Raw genomic sequence first — 17,508 nt, 5'->3', positions numbered from 1 at the left:
GCGCGGATCGTGCTGCCGCTGAACCTGTTCTCGTCGATGTACGTGACGATGAACGCCCGCAGCCTGATGAACTTCCTGTCCCTGCGCACGAAGCACCCCGAGGCGACCGTGCCGTCGTTCCCGCAGCGCGAGATCGAGCTCGTGGCGGAGGCGATGGAGGCGCAGTGGGCGACCCTCATGCCCCACACGCACGCAGCCTTCACGAAGAACGGCCGCGTCGCGCCGTGATCCCACGGCGGCGCCGCCGCAGAGGCGGCGCGGCCATCGACAGCCGCCCGTAGGTAGGATCGACGCCCGTGTTACAGAACCCGTTCGGCCAGGTGCTCGTCGCGCTGGTGACGCCGTTCACCGCCGACGGCGAGGTCGACTGGCCCGGTGTCGAGCGGCACATCGACTCCGTGATCACCGCAGGGGCCGACGGGATCGTCGTGTCCGGCACGACCGGCGAGACGTCGACGCTGACCGACCCCGAGAAGCTGCGCCTCGTCGAGGTCGCCCGCGACGTCGCCTCCGGTCGCGCGAAGATCATCCAGGGCGGCGGCTCGAACGAGACCGCGCACGCGATCGAGCTGTACCGGAAATCGGCGCACGCCGCCGACGGCGTGATGATCGTCACCCCGTACTACAACAAGCCGACCCAGGCGGGTCTGCTCACGCACTTCCGAATGGTGGCGGACGCGACCGATCTGCCGGTGATCCTCTACGACATCCCCGGCCGCACCGGTGTGCCGATCAGGTACGAGACGATCATCCGTGCCGCCCAGCACCCGAACATCGTCGCGGTCAAGGACGCCAAGGGGGACTTCAGCGAGGTCAGCCGGGTGCTGAACCAGACCGACCTGCTCTACTTCTCCGGCGACGACGCGAACGTCCTGCCGCACCTCGCGATCGGCGCATCCGGCCTGATCGGCGTGACCGCCAACGTGGCCGCCGCGCCGTACCGCGCGATCGTCGACGCGGTGAACGCCGGGGATCTCGCGACCGCGACCGCCCAGCACCGCCTGCTCGAGCCGCTCGTGCGGGCGATCATGACCCACGTTCCCGGCACCGTCGCCGCGAAATACGTACTGCACGGCCTCGGCCGTATCGGCAGTCCGCGTGTGCGGCTGCCACTTGTCGGACCTGAGGAGGCGGAAGCCGCTGTGATCGAGGACGAGCTCGCGTTGGTGCACGATGTGGCCGGCGCAGACTTCAAGAACTTCCGGCCGGACCGCAACGCGGCCGCCGGTGGCGCCCTGCCCAAGGTCGCCGGGACGACCCGCTGATGCGCGATCCGCTCCCCGTGCCAGGCAAGGTCCCGAACGGCACCCTGCGCATCGTCCCGCTGGGCGGGCTCGGTGAGGTCGGCCGCAACATGACGGTCTTCGAGATCGACGGCAAGCTGCTGATCGTCGACTGCGGGGTCCTCTTCCCGGAGACGGACCAGCCCGGGGTCGACCTGATCCTCCCTGACTTCGCCCCGATCAAGGATCGGCTCGACGACGTCGTCGGGGTCGTGCTCACGCACGGCCACGAGGACCACATCGGTGCCGTCCCCTACCTCCTGCGTCTCAAGCGCGACCTGCCGCTGCTCGGCTCCGCGCTGACCCTCGCGTTCATCGAGGCGAAGCTGCAGGAGCACCGCATCAAGCCCTATACCTTGACGGTGAAGGGTGGCGGGATCGAGAAGCTCGGCCCGTTCGAGCTCGAGTTCGTCGCCGTGAACCACTCGATCCCCGACGCGCTCGCGGTCGCGATCCGCACCGCCGGCGGCACGGTCCTGCACACCGGCGACTTCAAGATGGACCAGCTGCCGCTCGACGACCGGCTGACCGACCTGCGCGCCTTCGCCCGGCTCGGCGAGCAGGGCGTGGATCTGTTCCTCGCCGACTCGACGAACGCGGACGTGCCCGGGTTCACTCCGCTCGAGCGCTCGATCGGACCGGTGCTCGACGACGTCATCCGCCGCGCCCCGCGCCGCGTCGTCGTCGCGAGCTTCTCCTCCCACGTGCACCGGGTGCAGCAGGTGCTCGACGCCGCCCACAAGAACGGCCGCAAGGTCGCGCTGCTCGGCCGCAGCATGGTCCGCAACATGGGCATCGCCGCCGACCTCGGCTACCTGAAGGTGCCGGAGAACGTGCTGGTCGACCTGAAGCAGGCCGAGAAGCTGCCCGACGACCGCATCGTCTACATGTCGACCGGCAGCCAGGGTGAGCCGATGGCGGTGCTGTCCCGCATGGCGAACCTCGAGCACTCCATCGAGATCGGCGAGGGCGACACGGTGATCCTCGCCTCGAGCCTCATCCCCGGCAACGAGAACTCGGTGTACCGCGTGATCAACGGGCTGACGAAGCTCGGTGCGACGGTCGTGCACAAGGGCAACGCGAAGGTCCACGTCTCCGGCCACGCCGCCGCGGGCGAGCTGATGTACGCCTACAACATCATCAAGCCGAAGGGCGCGATCCCGGTCCACGGCGAGGTGCGCCACCAGGTCGCCAACGCGAAGATCGCGATCGACACCGGCGTGGCCGAGAAGAACGTGATCATCGCCGAGAACGGCACCGCGATCGACCTGAAGAACGGCGTGCCCCGCGTGGTCGGGCAGTACGACCTCGGGTTCGTCTACGTCGACGGCTCCAGTGTCGGCCAGATCACCGACGCCGACCTGAAGGACCGCAGGACGCTGGCGGAGGAGGGCTTCATCTCGATCTTCATCGCCCTCGACCCGGCGACCGGGCGCTGCGTGGTCGGTCCCGAGATCCACGCGCGCGGCTTCGCCGAGGATGAGGAGGTCTTCGCGAAGGTCCGTCCGCAGATCGTCGACGCGCTCCGCGAAGCCAGCAGCAACGGCACGAAGGACCTCCACGCCTACGGGCAGGTCGTGCGCCGCACGGTGGGCCGCTGGGTCAACACGAAGCACCGCCGCCGCCCCATGATCGTCCCGGTGGTCGTCGCGGCCTGATCCGCACCGACTCTCCGTTTTGTAGGCAGGACCTGCCTACAAAACGGAGAGTTCTGGGCCGTGGGCTCTGCTGTGCCCCCGATCAGGGGGTGACCGCCTCCTCGTCGCCGACGGTGGGCGGATCTAGCCTGATCGCCATGGCTGCACCCAGGGGGAAGGACGCTGACCGCAGGGCCGTCGCCCGGAGCGCAGGCACGACGACGCGAGCGCGCGCGGGAACCGGCACTGGCCGGTCGACGAGGCCGCGCGGGGGTGCGACGAGCACCCGAACGAAGGCCTACGTCCGGCAGGATCAGGACACCGTCGCGACCCGCGCGTACCTCGGCCTGGCTCACGTCGCCGGAGGCGCCGCGCGGACGTTCGGACCGGAGAGCCTCCAGAAGGAGCAGCGCCGCGACGGCGTGCCGTTCCTCCTGATCCTGCTGGCGGTGATCGGCGGTGCCGTCGAATGGTTCCTCCGCTCGAACGCGATCGCGAAGGCCGTGCACCTGTATACCTTCGGTGGCCTCTTCGGCCTGATCTCGGTGGGGCTGCCGGTGTTCATGGCGCTCCTCGCGCTCTGGCTGTTCCGCCACCCGGCGACGGTCCACGACAACGGGCGGATCGGCGTCGGCTCGGCGATGCTCGTCGTGAGCGCCTCGACGATCGCGCAGGTCGTCGCGAACAACCCCCAGCCGGAGCAGTTCGAGAAGCTCGCCGCCGGTGGAGGCGTTGCCGGCTGGCTGGTCGTCACGCCGCTCGAGGCGCTGGCGGAGGGCAGCTCGGCGCTGCCCGCCTCCATCGCGGCCGTCGCCCTCGTCCTCAGCCTCTTCGTGCTCACGAAGACGCCGCCGACGCAGCTGCCCCAGCGCCTCCGCGCCCTCTACCGCTACCTGTTCGACGCAGCACCCGAGCCCGTGCAGGAGGCCGCACCGGCCGCCGCGAAGCCGAAGCGCGGCGCGAAGGCCGAATCCGCGACGCCCGACGCGGTCGGCGACGATGTGCACGGCGCCGAACTCGCCTCCCTCGGCCTCGAGGAGGGCGAGCAGCCCGCCCGCGGCGAGCGCCAGGCATGGTGGCGCCTCGGCAAGGTCAAGACGCCGGACCCGGCGTTCGACACCCCGCTCATCGACGAGAAGGGCGAGCCCGCCGCCCCCGTCGCACCGACCGACGACCTGTTCGCAGGGGCGACCGGGATGGCGGCGACAGGAGCACCGGAATCGCCCTTCCGGGAGCCGGACCCGCAGCCCGCTTGGGAGCGCACCGAGCCGGAGGACGACCCCGACTTCGAGTTCCAGTCCTTCGAGGAGATCGTCTCCGGCAAGGAGCCCGTCGCCCGCACCGCGCCGGCCCGTTCCGCCGCCGCGCCGATCGCCGAGACGACAGAGGAGGAGGCGCCCGCGCGTTCCGAGGCGCCGGCCGAGTCCGAGCACAGCGACTTCCGGGCGCAGACGCCCGCCGGCGCCTACCGCCTGCCTCCCGAGCACGCGCTCGCGCCCGGCTCACCGCCGAAGGCGAAGAGCGAGGCGAACGAGCGGATCAAGCGGTCGCTGCAGGGCGTGCTCGACGAGTTCAAGGTCGACGCCCGTGCCACCGAGTACATGCGCGGCCCGACCGTCACGAGGTACGAGGTCGAGCTCGGTCCCGGTGTCAAGGTCGAGAAGGTCACCGCGCTCGCGAAGAACCTGTCGTACGCGGTCGCCTCGAACGAGGTCCGGATCCTGTCGCCGATCCCCGGCAAGAGCGCGATCGGCGTCGAGATCCCGAACGAGGACAAGGAGATCGTCAGCCTCGGCGACGTGCTCCGCTCGCCCGCGGCACGGAACTCGAAGCACCCGATGACCATCGGCATCGGCAAGGACGTCGAGGGCGGCCACGTCGTCGCGAACCTCGCGAAGATGCCCCACCTCCTGGTCGCCGGTGCGACCGGTGCCGGCAAGTCGTCCTTCGTGAACTCGATGATCACCAGCCTGCTGATGCGTGCGACGCCGCAGGAGGTGCGCATGGTGCTGGTCGACCCGAAGCGGGTCGAGCTGACCGCGTACGAAGGCGTCCCGCACCTCATCACCCCCATCATCACGAACCCGAAGAAGGCGGCGGAGGCGCTGCAGTGGGTCGTGAAGGAGATGGACATGCGGTACGACGACCTCTCCTCGTTCGGGTTCCGCCACATCGACGACTTCAACCGCGCGATCGCGAACGGCGAGATCCGGCTGCCGCCGGACTCGAAGCGGAAGCTCTCGCCGTACCCGTACCTCCTCGTCGTCGTCGACGAGCTGGCCGACCTGATGATGGTCGCGCCGCGTGACGTGGAGGACTCGATCGTCCGCATCACGCAGCTCGCCCGCGCCGCGGGCATCCACCTCGTGCTCGCGACGCAGCGCCCGTCGGTCGACGTCGTCACCGGCCTGATCAAGGCGAACGTGCCGAGCCGGCTGGCCTTCGCGGTCAGCTCGTCGACGGACAGCCGCGTCATCCTCGACAAGGTCGGCGCCGACAAGCTGCTCGGCCAGGGCGACGGGCTGTTCCTGCCGATGGGCTCCGCGAACCCGGTCCGCATCCAGGGCGCGTGGGTCAACGAGGCGGAGATCGCCAAGGTCGTCGAGCACGTCAAGAACCAGGCCCGTCCCGACTACCGCGTCGACGTGGCCGAGGTCGCGCCGACCAAGGAGATCGACGGCGACATCGGTGACGACATGGAGCTGCTGCTCGCCGCGGTCGAGCAGGTCGTGACGACGCAGTTCGGCTCGACGTCGATGCTCCAGCGCAAGCTGCGGGTCGGCTTCGCGAAAGCCGGGCGCCTGATGGACCTGATGGAGTCGCGGAAGATCGTCGGCCCCTCGGAGGGGTCGAAGGCGCGGGACGTGCTCGTGCCGGGCGACCAGCTGGCCGAGACCCTCGCCGCCATCCGCGGCATGCCGGGCAACGGCGCCTCCGCGGGCGGTGGCGGCAAGGTCGCGCTCGACTACTTCGACGACGGCTCCTCCTCCGACGAGGCGTCCGAGGACGCCTGGTCCCTGACCGACCGCGAATAGGGCCGACCGCGAGGAGGGCAGACCGCGAGGAGGGCCGACTGCGAGTAGCGGTGGCGGGGGCCGGGCTTCCGGCGCCCGTCCATCAGGCGGGGACGTGTCCGACGACCGCCTCGATCTCCGAGGCGGCGCGGCGCGCACCGTCCGCCGAGACGAAGTCGGCTCCAAGGCGTCCGGCGGCGATCCGGAACGACGGTTCGTCGAGCAGGCGTCGGAGGGCGCACCGGATCCGCTCGGGCGACGCGCTCCTGGGCACCACGAGACCAGCGCCCTGCTCGGCCACCGCCCGTGCGATGCGCGGCTGATCCATCATCGGATGCATCGGGACGAACAGGATCGGGAGGCCGTGAGCCAGCGCGCGGACCGTCGTCGCGTGGCCACCGTGCGAGACGACCGCCGTCGCCGCCGGCATCCGCGAGCCGTGATCCACGAGACGGCTGAGCGTGGTGTTGGCGGCGACCCGCAACCCCGCCGGATCGACCGCCGACCCGGTTCCGGCCTCCACGTCAATCGTCATCCCGCCGACCGCGTCGAGCAGCCGCTGCAGCACGTCCCGCTGACCGGGGAAGGCGACCGTGCTCAACGACGCCAGCACGAGCGGCCGTTCCGACGACGGGCCGGTGGGAACCGGCACCTCCTGCAGCACCGGACCGATGACCCGGACGTTGTTCGGCATCGCGGACCGCGCGCCGAGCCGTTCGTCGCTTGCGACGAGCACCCGGTCGGCCCTGCCGACCGTGTGCATCGGGCGCACGCCGTGGAGGCGCATCAGCACGCCCAGCGGGCCGCCGAGCCAAAGGCGCACCCCCTCCCAGGTCGAGTGCGCAACGACGACGGTCGCGACCGACGCCGACTCCAGCTCGGCGAGCGCGCCGACCAGCAGCACGTCGACGACCACCACGTCGGCACCGATCCGGCTCGCCGCGGCGATCGCGTCGCGTCCCCGCACCCGATCGGCCCAGAGGCGCGGGACGTCCCGCAGGCTGGCGAGGGTCGAGCGGTCGAGCGCCGCGTCGTAGGCCATCCCGGCCGACGGGAGGTGCTCGAAGCCCTCGCGCTCGATCCTGGTGCGCAGTCGGTCCTCCGCGGTGACGACGACCCGCCATCCTCGGCTCGCCAGCTCCCGTCCGATCCGCATCATGGGCGGCAGGTTGCCGCCGAGGTCGGCGGTGACGATCAGCGCGGTGCTCATGGGGTTCCTTCCCGAGGGGACGCCAGGAGGGCGTCGGTCATGGTCCGCATGCGGTGCTGCACCGTCGCGACCGAGTGGCGTCGGTCCCGCCTGAGCAGCTTCCAGGCGAAGACGTCGGTGGCGACGACGAGGAGGTCGACCGTCTCCTCCCGCCGGTGCGCGCCCGACGGGAGGCGATGGGCGAAGACCGCCTCCACCCACGCCCGGTGCTCGCGCTTCCCCGTGTCCGCCACCGCGGCGATCGCCGGATCCGTCCGCTCACGAGCCAGCATCGCCAGCACGAAGTCGCCCCGGAGCTCGTAGTGCTGCAGCAGCGTGCCGAGCGCCGCGTCCACGTCGCCGGCGGGAGGTCGGCGCTCCGCGACGATCTCCTCCGTGGCTGCCTCGACCGCCGCAGCCAATGTGGCCTCCCGCGTCTCGAAGTGGCGGAGGACGGTCTGCACGCTCACCCCGGCTCGGGCGGCGATCGAGTCCAGAGTCGGCTCGAAGTCGAGCTCGTCGTAGGCGATTGCCTGCACCGCGCCGAGGATGCGTCGCCGGGTCGCGGCGACCGCCTCGCCGCGCGCGGTCATGCGATAGGTGCGCGGGGATGTCATCGGAGTCGACATCTACTCCCATCCGGATTTCGCGTCAATAGACGTTCACACCAAAAACAGGAACGGGTGCCCGCACCGTCCGCGCGCGTACCCTGCAGGCATGAGCAGCACCGACGCGATCAAGCCGCGGATGTTCCGCGCCGGCGACGGGCCGGTGAGCACGTGGAGCGTGCCGAACCTGATCTCGTTCGTGCGGATCGTGCTCGTGCCCGTCTTCGTCCTCCTCCTGCTGGCGGGGGCGGAGGGAGGCGCGCTGCGGTGGGCGGCGACCGCCCTGTTCGTCGTCGCGATCTCGACCGATGCCGTCGACGGGCACCTGGCCCGCAGCCGCAACCTCGTCACCGACCTCGGCAAGATCCTCGACCCGATCGCGGACAAGGCGATCACGGGCGCCGCGCTGGTCACGCTGTCGGTGCTGCTGGAGCTGCCCTGGTGGGTGACCATCCCGATCCTCGTGCGCGAGGTGGGCATCACCGTCTGGCGGTTCGCCGTGCTGTCGAAGCGCGTGATCCCCGCCTCGAAGGGCGGCAAGACGAAGACGGTGCTGCAGTCGGTCGCGATCGCCCTCGCCCTCGCACCGTTCCCCGCCCTCCTCGGATCCTGGTTCGACTGGGTGAACGCCGTCGTCATGGCCGCCGCGTTCGTGGTCACGATCCTCACGGGCATCCAGTACCTCGTCGACGACCGCCGCCTCAACCGGGGATGAGCGCAGCGGCGGTCCTGGACCTGCTGCGCGCCGACGGTCGCACGCTCGCCGTCGCGGAGTCCCTCACCGGTGGGCTGCTCGCCGACGCGTTCGTGCGGGTGCCCGGCGCCTCCGCGGTGCTGCTCGGCGCGGTCGTCGCGTACGCGACGCCGGTCAAGGGCACGGTCCTCGGCGTCGACGGCGACCTGCTGGCGCGTGAGGGACCGGTCGATCCGGAGGTCGCCAGGCAGATGGCCGACGGCGTCCGCCGGGTCGTTGCGGTCGACGGCAGACCTGCCGACGTCGGGGTCTCGACCACGGGCGTCGCCGGGCCGGGAAGCCAGGACGGCACGGCGGCCGGCACCGTGTGGGTCGGCGTCGCCGTGGGGGAGCGGCTGATCGCCAGGGGTGCGACGCTGCCGGGCGATCGCGTCGCGGTGCGGGACGGTGCGGTCGCGCTCGCCCTGAGCACCCTGCTGGAGGCGCTGCAGCACGCGGAATAGCGCAGGTTTCGATCCCGTTACTTCTGGCACGTCGGCACCACGGTGTCAGCGGGCGGCCCTAGCGTTGCGACAGGTCGTCCGGGGTACAGTGACCGTCCGCTTCCCCGGTGGCTCCGAACCATCGACAGGTCGCACCGCACACTTTCGAGAAGGAGGGGACACATGGTTCTCGTTCGTCAAGAGCTCGGCGACGTCCTGCGCGACTTCCGTCTGCAGAAGGGCCGCACCCTCCGTCAGGTCGCGAGCAAGGCCTCCGTGGCCCTCGGCTACCTCTCCGAGGTCGAACGCGGTCAGAAGGAGGCGTCCAGCGAGATCATCGCCTCGGTCGCCGATGCGCTGGACACCCCGGTATCGGTCATCATGCGCGAGGTCGGGGATCGTCTCGCGGTGCTGGAGGGTCTCGACGTCCCCGACGCGCTCCCCGCCGACTTCGGTGAGCGGTACACGCGCGGTCTCGTCGCGGACGGCATGCGCCGCCCCGACCTGGTCGCGCACTGACCGCCTCCATCCCGATTCAGAGCCCTCTCGGTGAAGGTCAGTGAGTTTCGGCTCGCCGTCGACGACGAGTTCGGTGAGAGCCAGGGTCGTGTGCTGGTGAGCGGTCTCGTCATCGACGAGCTCGGCGGCCGGACATCGGCGGAGGCGCTCGCCGCCGGCGTGCCCACCGGCGACGTCTGGGTCGCGCTCTGCCGCGCCAACGAGGTGCCGCGAGAGCGCTGGCACGGCCGAGGGCGCCCCGTCCACTCCTCCTGACCCCGCTCCTGTCGAGGAGGCGTCCGCACGGCTGCCGGGCCCGCGCGCGTCTGCATCCCATCCAGTCGTCCGTCTCCCGTGCAGACGGCGTCGCGCTGTACTCGTGACCGTCGCGCGGTCGGTCCGCCCACCGCGCAGAGGTGCACCTACCGCGCGTCGTGGTCGGAGTACCGCGCGAGGGCGGCGGAGTGGGTCATTCGCCGCGGGGGACGGTCGCGTAGGCCCGCACCGGGAAGGTCCCGAAGTTCGAGACCGCTGGCGGGGCGGCGGTGAAGCGTGCGCCCCGGGCAGGCAGACCGCCCAGCCCGGTGAGGTGCTCCACGACATGGACTCCTGCGCCGAGCAGCACCGAGTGCGCCGGCCGGGAGCCGCCCGACTCCACGTCGTCGATGTTCACCGAGTCGATGCCGACGAGCGCGACGCCTGCGTCCACCAGGAAGCGGGCCGCGGCCTCGGTGAGGAACGGCGCGCTCCGTCCGTAGTCGGCCTCGCCGAAGCGTCGGTCCCAGCCCGTGTGCAGCAGCACCGCTGCGCCGAGCAGCTCGCGGTCCGCGAGCGTCTCGGCCTCGATACCGCGCCGCTCGGGGCTCCAGCCGTCGACCAGGTGGAACACCTCCGCGGGCCGGTCGACGAGGGTCGCGAGATCGAGGCCGGCCAGGTCCGCGCCGTCGGCGTAGCGGTGGAACGGGGCATCGAGGTAGGTGCCGGTGTTCCCGATCATCGTGATGAGGTCCATCGCGAACTCGGTGCCGGCTGCGTACCGGGCCCGTGACTCCGCTCGGGTCAGGTACGGCGTGATCTCGGGAGCCGGCAGGCCGGGGTAGGTCGTCATCCCGGCGACGATGCGGTGGCTCAGATCGACGACGCGCACATCGCTGCCGGACGGGGGCGGTACCGTCCCCCGGCTGCCGCGGTGCTGATCCTCGACGATCCGCAGGTCCCGGATCTCGATCGAGTCCACCAGCGTGAGCCCCAGGTGACGGATGAGGAGGCGACCGACCCCCTCCTCATCGGCGGCCGCGGACGGCAGGTCGAGTCGGAAGGCGTCGCCGGAGACGCCGCCGCCGTTCACGAAGGCGATGGTGAAGTCGAAGTGGGCTCGGTGGTCGGTCACGCGGCCACCCTCACAGTTCGCTCCGACATCGGTCCTCCGATCACTCGAACGCGAATGACATGGATGTCATCCTTTCGCGGCGTGTCGGTCGAAGTCGTGTTCGAGAGCACATACGCTCCTCCCCAGGTGCTCCTGACGCTGATCCGGCCCCTCGGTGCCCCTCCGCCATCCGCTGTCGGAGGGGGTTCGTACAGTCGGATCAGACAGGCGGAGTGCCGCCAGCCCTGTCGATTCCGCATCGGGACGACAGCCGATGGGCAGCCGACTCCCCGGGAAGACCGGGGCAGAACATGAGGAGACCGGAACATGCCATCCACCACCGACCGCGAGAAGGCCCTCGAGACCGCGCTCGCTCAGATCGACCGTCAGTTCGGCAAGGGCTCGGTCATGCGCCTCGGCAGCGACGACCGCGCCCCCGTCGAGGTGATCGCGACCGGCTCCATCGCGCTCGACGTCGCGCTCGGCATCGGCGGCCTGCCGCGCGGCCGCATCGTGGAGATCTACGGTCCCGAGTCCTCGGGCAAGACCACGCTGACGCTCCACGCGATCGCCAACGCTCAGAAGGCCGGCGGCATCGCCGCGTTCATCGACGCGGAGCACGCCCTCGACCCCGAGTACGCGAAGAAGCTCGGCGTCGACATCGACGCGATGCTCGTCTCCCAGCCCGACACGGGCGAGCAGGCCCTCGAGATCGCGGACATGCTCATCCGGTCCGGCTCGATCGACCTGATCGTCATCGACTCCGTCGCGGCGCTCGTGCCGAAGGCCGAGATCGAGGGCGAGATGGGCGACAGCCATGTCGGTCTGCAGGCACGCCTCATGTCGCAGGCGCTCCGCAAGCTCACCGGCGGGCTGAACCAGACCCAGACGACGATGATCTTCATCAACCAGCTGCGCGAGAAGATCGGCGTGTTCTTCGGCAGCCCCGAGACGACCGCAGGCGGCAAGGCGCTGAAGTTCTACGCCTCGGTCCGGCTCGACATCCGGCGGATCGAGACGCTCAAGGACGGCACCGACGCGGTCGGCAACCGCACCCGCGTCAAGGTCGTCAAGAACAAGATGGCGCCGCCGTTCAAGCAGGCCGAGTTCGACATCCTCTACGGGGTCGGCATCTCCCGCGAGGGCAGCCTGATCGACTTCGGCGTGGAGCACGGCATCGTCAAGAAGTCGGGCGCCTGGTACACGTACGAGGGCGACCAGCTCGGCCAGGGCAAGGAGAAGGCCCGCGACTTCCTCTTGAAGAACACGGACATGGCCGACGAGATCGAGCAGAAGATCCTGAAGAAGCTCGGCGTCGGTCCGTACAAGCAGCAGGCCGCGAATGAGAAGGCAGCGGCGGACAAGGCCGCAGCTGCGGCCGGTGCTGCGGCGGCACCGGTGGAGTCCATCCAGGCGCGGACCCCGATCGCGCGCAAGGTCGGCGCCTGACACATGGGTGACCTGCTGAGGTTCCCGGACCCCGGGCGGGGAGGCGCTCCGGCGCCTCCCGCGGTCGTCGAGGAGTCGGTCGAGCCCGTCGACGAGCCGAGATGGGCCGTGCCCGGCGTCGACGACGGCGCGGCCCCCGCGAATGAGCGCGAGTCCACGAGGACCTCGCGGCGGGCGGAGAACGTGGCCGTCGCCACCCTCACCCGGCACGATGCGTCCGAGGGCGAGCTGCGCGCGAAGCTCGTCGCCAAGGGTCTCGACGACGATGTCGTCGAGGCCGAGCTCGAACGGTTGCGGCGCGCGGGGCTGATCGACGACGCGGCGTTCGCGGCCCGGGTGGTCGACCGGCTCCGCGAGCGAAAAGGGCTGGGCGACCAGGCCATCCGATCGGCGCTTCGAGGGCGGCTCGTGCCGCAGTCGGTCGTCGACGCCGTGCTGGCCGAGCAGGCCGAGGACGACGAGACCGCGGAGGCGCGCCTGCAGGAGGTCGCTGACGATCGGGCGAGACGCCTCGGCTCGCTCGCGCCCGCCGTCGCCGAACGCCGTCTGACCGCGTATCTGATGCGCAAGGGCTACTCCGGCTCCTCGGTGCGTGTCGCGGTCCGCGCCGCGCTCGAGGGGGCAGGTCGGCGCTGATCGCGTCGTCGTCGATCCCGCCGCCGATTCGTACACTTGCTCCGGTGACCGCGACCGACCTTCTCGACGAGCCCGTTCGCGGCATCGACGTGCGCACCTACGAGGTGCGTACCTTCGGCTGCCAGATGAACGTGCACGACTCCGAACGGCTCGCGGGATCGCTCGAAGCGGCCGGCTACGTGGCGGTGGTCGCCGGGCAGCAGGCGGACGTCGTGGTGCTGAACACGTGCGCGGTGCGGGAGAACGCGGACAACCGTCTCTACGGCAACCTCGGCCAGCTCGCGAAGGTCAAGCGGGAGCACGACGGCTTCCAGATCGCCGTGGGCGGCTGCCTGGCGCAGAAGGACCGGTCCACGATCGTCGAGAAGGCGCCATGGGTCGACGTCGTCTTCGGCACCCACAACGTCGGCGCGCTGCCGCGGCTGCTGGAGCGGGCGCGGCACAACCACGAGGCGCAGGTCGAGATCCTCGAGTCCCTCGAGGTGTTCCCCTCCACGCTGCCCACGAAGCGCGACTCGACGTACAGCGGCTGGGTCTCGATCGCGGTCGGCTGCAACAACACCTGCACGTTCTGCATCGTCCCGTCGCTCCGCGGGAAGGAGCAGGATCGCCGTCCTGGCGACGTGCTCGCCGAGATCGGGGCGCTCGTCGACGACGGTGCGATCGAGGTCACCCTGCTCGGTCAGAACGTGAACACCTACGGAGTGCAGTTCGGCGACCGGTTGGCCTTCGGCAAGCTCCTGCGGGCCAGCGGCTCGATCGAGGGCCTTCGGCGCGTCCGCTTCACCAGCCCGCACCCGGCGGCATTCACCAGCGACGTCATCGACGCGATGGCGGAGACCGAGGTGGTGGTGCCCCAGCTGCACATGCCGCTGCAGTCGGGCAGTGACCGGGTGCTGAAGGCGATGCGCCGGTCCTATCGGTCGGACCGGTACCTGCGCATCCTCGACGAGGTGCGGGACCGCATCCCCGATGCCGCGATCACCACCGACATCATCGTGGGCTTTCCCGGAGAGACGGACGAGGACTTCGAGGACACCCTCCGCGTCGTGGAGCGCTCGCGATTCGCGTCGGCCTTCACGTTCCAGTACTCGATCCGACCGGGGACCCCGGCCGCGACGATGCCGGATCAGGTGCCGAAGCACATCGTGCAGGAGCGGTACGAGCGGCTGACCGCGCTGCAGGACCGGCTCTCCTGGGCGGGCAACCGCGAGGTCGTCGGCCGGTCGGTGGAGGTGCTCGTCGGTGCGGGCGCGGGGCGCAAGGACGGCGCGACGCACCGGCTGACCGGACGCGCGCGCGACAACCGACTCGTCCATGTCGGGCTGCCGGACGGCGCCATCCGGCCGCGACCGGGAGACCTCGTCACGGTCGCGGTGACCGATGCGGCTCCCGCGTTCCTGATCGCGGACGTCGCGCCGGACGGCGAGCACCGGCTCGAGCGCACCCGGGCCGGCGATGCGTGGGACGCCAGGGAGGCGGCGTCGTGCGCGGCCCCCGAGGCCGGGTCGCGGGCGATCCAGCTCGGGCTTCCGGGCCTCGGCCGACCGCTGCTGCGCTAGCGGGCCGGCATGCTGCTGGTCCTGACCGGCGCGACGGGGACGGGGAAGACCGGCCTCTCGCTCGATGTCGCTGAGGCGATCGCCGCTGCCGGCGGCGCGGCCGAGATCGTCAACGCCGATGCGATGCAGCTCTACCGCGGGATGGACGTCGGCACCGCGAAGCTGCCGGTCGCCGAGCGCCGTGGGATCCGGCACCACTGCTTCGACCTGTGGGACGTCACGCAGACCGCGAGCGTCGCCGTCTACCGCGATGCCGCACGGGCCGCGATCACCGACATCGAGACTCGCGGGGCCGTCGCGATCCTGGTCGGCGGCTCGGGGCTGTACCTCGAGTCCGTGACGCGTGAGCTCGACTTCCCGGCGACGGACCCCGAGCTGCGTGCCCGGCTCGAGCAGGAGGCGGATGCGTTCGGGCCGGACGCGCTCTGGCGTCGCCTCGCCGAGGAGGATCCGGAGGCGGCGGGCAGGATCCATTCCGCGAACCTCCGGAAGGTGATCCGCGCGCTCGAGGTCGTGACGCTCACCGGGCGTCCGTTCGCGGCGTCCCTGCCGGACGCCGCGCCGCTCTGGCGACCGGCGGTCCGCTTCCTCGTCGACGTTCCGAACGAGCCGCTCGCGGAGCGTCTCGTACTGCGGTCCCGGCGGATGTGGGAGTCGGGGGACCTGCTCGACGAGGTCAGGGGCCTGCTGCCGCTCGGGCTCGCCGACGGGCAGACCGCCTCCCGGGCGATCGGCTACGCGCAGGCCGTCGCCGTGCTCGGCGGCACGATGACGGCGGAGGAGGGCCTCGCCGACACGACGCGCCTGACCTGGCGGCTGGTCCGGCGTCAGCGCGCCTGGTTCACGCGCGACGAGGAGGCCGTCCGGATCGAGGGGCTGGGGGAGGACGGCGCGGCTCGGGTGCTCGCCAGGTCGGGGGCCATCACCTGACCCCGCCCGGCCGTATCCTGGGGGCGGGCCGCGCGAGCGGCCCCCTGAGGGAGCAGTCTCTCCCGGGTGGGTGGGTCTCTCGAAGGACCCCTGTGCGCACCTACGGCCGACTGCTGCGGCATCCGCCGACCTCCATCTCACTGCTAGCCGCGTTCGTCGGGGCGATCCCGATCGGCATGTGGCCGCTGGCGATCGTGCTCGGCGCCCTCGACCGTGGCGGCAGCGCGGCCGATGCGGGTCTCGTCGCGGCCGTCTTCGGCATCGGCAACGCACTCGGCGTCGTCACGCAGGGTGCGCTGCTCGCCAGGGTGCGGGCGACCCGGCTGCTGCCCGCCTTCGCCGCGCTCGGGATCGTCGCCGCCGTGCTGCTCGAGGGCGACGGCCGCCTCGCGGGCGCCGCGCTCGCCGGCATCGCCATCCCCGCGATCACCCCGGCCGTGCGCGGGCGGTTCGCCTGGACGCTGCCCGGCTCCGACCGGCCGGGTGCCTATGCGCTCGTCAACGTGCTGTTTCAGGCCGGCATCGCACTCGGGCCGCTCGTCGCGGCCGGTCTGGCTGCGGCGGGTCTCGTCCGGTGGGCGCCGCCGATCGCGGCGGTGGGCGGGCTGATCGCCGCCGGGTTCGTCGTGGTCGCGGAGCGCGGGCGGCGGCGGGTCGTCATCGAGCCGTCTCCGGCCGCCCGCGGGCGGGTGCGGGTCGTGCGATCGGGCGTGCTCGTGCTCCTCGGCGTCGCAGCCACGGCCGGTTTCGGGATCGGCACGCTGCAGGTGCTGGTCCCGGTCCGGTCGGGCGCCGCGACGTCGGGTGCGGCGTTCGCCGCCCTCGCGCTCGCGGAGGTGGGCGGCGCGGTCCTCATCGGCGGTCGCGTCGGATCCCGGCACGCGTTCCGCCTGCTCGTCGGCGGTACAGCGGCGATGGCGATCGTCTACCTGCTGTTCGGCGCCGGTCTCTCGGCGGTGCCCGCCGCGGTCGTGCTGGGCGTGGTGACGGCGGTCCAATCGCTCGGCGGTGCGCTCGGGCTCGACCGGTTCGTGCCCGCCGGCCGGGTGTCCGCGGTGTTCTCCCTCCAGATCGCGGTGCTCATCATCGGCGCGGCCGCCGGCTCGCTCGTCGCGGGCGTCGAGCCCGACACGGCCTTCGTGCTCGCGTCGCTCCTGCTCTCGGCAGCAGCGGTCGCGGCGCTGCTCGTCACCGCGCGCCCGCCGCACGGCGTCGGCCGTCCGGCGGGGCCCGAGGCGCACGCTCGATAGGCTCCGGTGCCATGACCGAGCTCCGATTCACGAAGGGGCACGGCACCGGGAACGACTTCGTGCTCGTCGCCGATCCCGACGGGGAGCTCGACCTCGCTCCGAGTGACGTCGCCCGGCTGTGCGACCGGCACGTCGGCATCGGTGCGGACGGCCTGCTGCGCGCAGTGCGTGTGGGCAAGGACCCGATCGCCGGGTCCGACGACCCCGACGTCGAGTGGTTCATGGACTACCGCAACGCCGACGGCTCCGTCTCCGAGATGTGCGGCAACGGCATCCGCGTCTTCGCCGCCTTCCTCCTCGCGGAGGGTCTGGCCGAGCTGCCCGCAGGAGGCACGTTGGCCGTCGCGACGCGAGGCGGCGTCATGACCGTGCAGCGGACCGCGACCGGCTTCGCCGTCGACCTCGGCCGGTGGACCCTCGGGTCGGACGACGTCGCAGTGCGGATCGCGGGCGTCGACGTCATCCGGCCGGGCCTCTCGATCGACGTCCCGAACCCGCACGTCGTCGTCGCGCTCGCGGACGACGACGAGCTCGCGGCAGCGGACCTCTCGTCGCCTCCGGTGCTCGATCCGCCGCCTGCGGCTGGCGCGAACGTCGAACTCGTGCGCCCCTCCGATCCGCTCGTGGAGGACGGCATCGCGCGCATCCGCCTGCGCGTGCACGAGCGGGGCAGCGGCGAGACCCTCTCCTGCGGGACCGGAGCGGTCGCGGCCGCACTCGCGACCCGGTACTGGGCCGGCCGCGGGGCGCCGAACGACTGGCGCGTCACGGTGCCGGGCGGTGCACTCGGCGTCCGCATGTTCGCGGCGGAGGACGGCGAGCACGTCCTTGACGTGCGCGGAGTTCGTGTTCGCAGAACCCTCCCCGGCCATCTGGAAGGTGATGCGGAACCCGTTGTAGGCGAACG

Annotated in this window: 16 protein-coding genes and 1 pseudogene; 14 read left to right on the top strand and 3 right to left on the bottom strand. The window is 71.5% G+C overall.

Going from position 1 to position 17,508, the window contains the following annotated elements; all coding sequences use genetic code 11:
* The 4 genes from ACFE67_RS06420 to ACFE67_RS06405 form a co-directional block, all read left to right on the top strand.
* A partial coding sequence (locus tag ACFE67_RS06420) for an FAD-dependent thymidylate synthase (protein WP_375406039.1) occupies window positions 1-228 on the top strand: 228 nt, incomplete at its 5' end.
* 68 nt (window positions 229-296) lie between these two features.
* Window positions 297-1,265 (top strand): 4-hydroxy-tetrahydrodipicolinate synthase, encoded by a 969-nt coding sequence (dapA, locus tag ACFE67_RS06415; protein ID WP_375406038.1) that lies wholly within the window; start codon window positions 297-299, stop codon window positions 1,263-1,265.
* Window positions 1,265-2,941, top strand: coding sequence for a ribonuclease J (locus ACFE67_RS06410; RefSeq protein ID WP_375406037.1), 1,677 nt, complete (start codon window positions 1,265-1,267; stop codon window positions 2,939-2,941). Before dapA ends, ACFE67_RS06410 begins: the two co-directional genes overlap by 1 nt.
* 137 nt (window positions 2,942-3,078) lie before the next feature.
* Window positions 3,079-5,955, top strand: a complete 2,877-nt coding sequence (locus ACFE67_RS06405; protein ID WP_375406036.1) for a DNA translocase FtsK — start codon at window positions 3,079-3,081, stop codon at window positions 5,953-5,955.
* 82 nt (window positions 5,956-6,037) lie between these two features.
* Here ACFE67_RS06405 and ACFE67_RS06400 read toward each other — a convergent pair whose 3' ends face one another.
* Window positions 6,038-7,144 (bottom strand): glycosyltransferase, encoded by a 1,107-nt coding sequence (locus ACFE67_RS06400; protein WP_375406035.1) that lies wholly within the window; start codon window positions 7,142-7,144, stop codon window positions 6,038-6,040.
* On the bottom strand, window positions 7,141-7,752 hold the full coding sequence (locus tag ACFE67_RS06395; protein ID WP_375406034.1) for a TetR/AcrR family transcriptional regulator: 612 nt from the start codon (window positions 7,750-7,752) through the stop codon (window positions 7,141-7,143). Before ACFE67_RS06395 ends, ACFE67_RS06400 begins: the two co-directional genes overlap by 4 nt.
* An 88-nt stretch (window positions 7,753-7,840) precedes the next feature.
* Here ACFE67_RS06395 and pgsA point away from each other — a divergent pair, with 88 nt between their 5' ends.
* The 4 genes from pgsA to ACFE67_RS06375 all read left to right on the top strand — a co-directional run bounded on the left by pgsA (window position 7,841) and on the right by ACFE67_RS06375 (window position 9,681).
* Window positions 7,841-8,446, top strand: coding sequence for a CDP-diacylglycerol--glycerol-3-phosphate 3-phosphatidyltransferase (pgsA, locus tag ACFE67_RS06390; RefSeq protein ID WP_375406033.1), 606 nt, complete (start codon window positions 7,841-7,843; stop codon window positions 8,444-8,446).
* The gene (locus ACFE67_RS06385; protein WP_375406032.1) at window positions 8,443-8,928 is read left to right on the top strand and encodes a CinA family protein; all 486 of its coding nucleotides are present in this window, start codon (window positions 8,443-8,445) and stop codon (window positions 8,926-8,928) included. The genes pgsA and ACFE67_RS06385 overlap by 4 nt, the downstream gene beginning before the upstream one ends.
* Window positions 8,929-9,090: 162 nt before the next feature.
* Entirely contained in the window at window positions 9,091-9,426 is a 336-nt protein-coding gene (locus ACFE67_RS06380) for a helix-turn-helix domain-containing protein (protein WP_375406031.1), read from the top strand.
* A gap of 30 nt (window positions 9,427-9,456) precedes the next feature.
* Entirely contained in the window at window positions 9,457-9,681 is a 225-nt protein-coding gene (locus ACFE67_RS06375; protein ID WP_375406030.1) for a DUF3046 domain-containing protein, read from the top strand.
* 193 nt (window positions 9,682-9,874) lie between these two features.
* Here ACFE67_RS06375 and ACFE67_RS06370 read toward each other — a convergent pair whose 3' ends face one another.
* The gene (locus tag ACFE67_RS06370) at window positions 9,875-10,795 is read right to left on the bottom strand and encodes a cyclase family protein (RefSeq protein WP_375406029.1); all 921 of its coding nucleotides are present in this window, start codon (window positions 10,793-10,795) and stop codon (window positions 9,875-9,877) included.
* Between the two features lie 306 nt (window positions 10,796-11,101).
* Between ACFE67_RS06370 and recA the strand changes: the two genes are divergently transcribed.
* The 6 genes and pseudogenes from recA to dapF all read left to right on the top strand — a co-directional run.
* Window positions 11,102-12,223, top strand: a complete 1,122-nt coding sequence (gene recA, locus ACFE67_RS06365; RefSeq protein WP_375406028.1) for a recombinase RecA — start codon at window positions 11,102-11,104, stop codon at window positions 12,221-12,223.
* A 3-nt stretch (window positions 12,224-12,226) separates the two neighbouring features.
* Window positions 12,227-12,859: a regulatory protein RecX gene (locus ACFE67_RS06360; RefSeq protein ID WP_375406027.1), complete on the top strand. Its 633-nt coding sequence runs from the start codon at window positions 12,227-12,229 to the stop codon at window positions 12,857-12,859.
* Between the two features lie 44 nt (window positions 12,860-12,903).
* A complete protein-coding gene (gene miaB / locus ACFE67_RS06355; protein ID WP_375406026.1) occupies window positions 12,904-14,421 on the top strand; it encodes a tRNA (N6-isopentenyl adenosine(37)-C2)-methylthiotransferase MiaB in 1,518 nt (505 codons plus the stop codon).
* 9 nt (window positions 14,422-14,430) lie between these two features.
* Window positions 14,431-15,351: a tRNA (adenosine(37)-N6)-dimethylallyltransferase MiaA gene (gene miaA, locus ACFE67_RS06350; RefSeq protein ID WP_375406025.1), complete on the top strand. Its 921-nt coding sequence runs from the start codon at window positions 14,431-14,433 to the stop codon at window positions 15,349-15,351.
* 92 nt (window positions 15,352-15,443) lie between these two features.
* Window positions 15,444-16,601: an MFS transporter gene (locus ACFE67_RS06345; RefSeq protein ID WP_375406024.1), complete on the top strand. Its 1,158-nt coding sequence runs from the start codon at window positions 15,444-15,446 to the stop codon at window positions 16,599-16,601.
* Between the two features lie 11 nt (window positions 16,602-16,612).
* A pseudogene (gene dapF, locus ACFE67_RS06340) lies at window positions 16,613-17,398 on the top strand (diaminopimelate epimerase); the annotation flags it as partial.
* Window positions 17,399-17,508: the final 110 nt, after the last annotated feature.

This window comes from uncultured Amnibacterium sp. (genome assembly GCF_964244015.1).
GTDB lineage: Bacteria > Actinomycetota > Actinomycetes > Actinomycetales > Microbacteriaceae > Amnibacterium.
The sequence above is the reverse complement of the archived record's forward strand: the minus strand, read 5'-3'. Positions and strand labels throughout refer to the sequence as shown.